Raw genomic sequence first — 1,245 nt, forward strand, 5'->3', positions numbered from 1 at the left:
CGAGAGATGCAGACAACCTCTCGCTACGCTTCGAGAACGTCTGCATCTCTCGGCGAGGGCTACTCTTTTATTGCACTTCGTTTTGGAACTTGCATGCCGATTGTCCTTTTATATCACAGATTGGCTGTAGCTTTTTATTTCCTTTTTCTGAAAATTTGTATTTACCTTGAGTTGGCGTTTCTATGCTATAAAATAAATCCTGTTGCTCAAGTTCGGGTATTAGTTTTTCGATAAAAACGAAGCGTAACTCTTGTTCACTCAATCGTTTTTCATACTTACCACTAGAGTAATTAGTGAAGACAAGTCGACTTTTTGTTTTACTCCCCCATAAATTCTTTTTATAGATTCTGGCTAATTCTTCAAATGTTTCCTTAGTTACTTTTTCTATTGTTTGATTTAAGTCCATATTGTATTTTCTTAGTAAATTATTTTAGACAAGTCTTTTTTACCTATAAAAAAGCTGTTTATTAACATCTATCACTTGCTATATAGATTCATGATTTCTTTTGTTTCTTCCTCCACCATAAGGCATAGGCGGTTGGGTTCTAAAACTTTAATGTATCTACCTTTAGACAGAATTGTGAGTACCAATTCGCGTGTAATGCTAAGCTGGTATTCAAAGTCAGCATACTTATCTGTTTCTATTATCTCCTTTTGCGAGGGATGTAGAGGTAGCGTACAAAAATATTTAGCCATTTGACCATAGGCTCTCAGCACAACCCTTTCTGGCTTTACGCTTTCGTTTACCCATATACCTATACTGCCACTATAATAAGCTTTAGGCGAAAAGTTTTTAGGAAATATAAATTCGTCGTCAGTCATTTCTAAGTCCATGATTCTGTCCAGAGCGAAATGTCTTAACCCATCATTCGCTTTTCCTAAAATGTACCATCGCTGATGGCTCATCTTCATACAATAAGGTTGAAGTAGATATTCTGTAATATCGCCTTCATAGAATGCTTGATATTCTATCCTCAGCACCTTGTTTTGTTGCATAGCCCCAATAATGGTAGAAATATATTCAGCGCCACAGGGAATATCCTCTAATAAGATACGTTCTGACATCTGTTGTCCTTCATTCACTAAATTTGTTATGTTAAATGAATTCAGTAGCCATTTTCGTAATCTATCATTTTTAAGAGCCGTAGCATTGGCTCAGTAGAAAATCAATGGGGATAGGCATATAGTTTTGCAATTCTGAATAAAAAGAACTTCTTGTCTGCCACTCCTCTTAGATTGGCTCGG

2 protein-coding genes are annotated in these 1,245 nt (G+C 36.1%); both read right to left on the reverse strand.

Annotated elements, in window-relative coordinates:
* Window positions 1-67 precede the first annotated feature (67 nt).
* On the reverse strand, window positions 68-406 hold the full coding sequence (locus H515_RS0110420) for a hypothetical protein (protein WP_028901925.1): 339 nt from the start codon (window positions 404-406) through the stop codon (window positions 68-70).
* A gap of 71 nt (window positions 407-477) precedes the next feature.
* Window positions 478-1,065, reverse strand: a complete 588-nt coding sequence (locus H515_RS13460) for a helix-turn-helix transcriptional regulator (RefSeq protein ID WP_051274762.1) — start codon at window positions 1,063-1,065, stop codon at window positions 478-480.
* Window positions 1,066-1,245: the final 180 nt, after the last annotated feature.

Source organism: Prevotella corporis DSM 18810 = JCM 8529, from assembly GCF_000430525.1.
GTDB classification, from domain to species: domain Bacteria; phylum Bacteroidota; class Bacteroidia; order Bacteroidales; family Bacteroidaceae; genus Prevotella; species Prevotella corporis.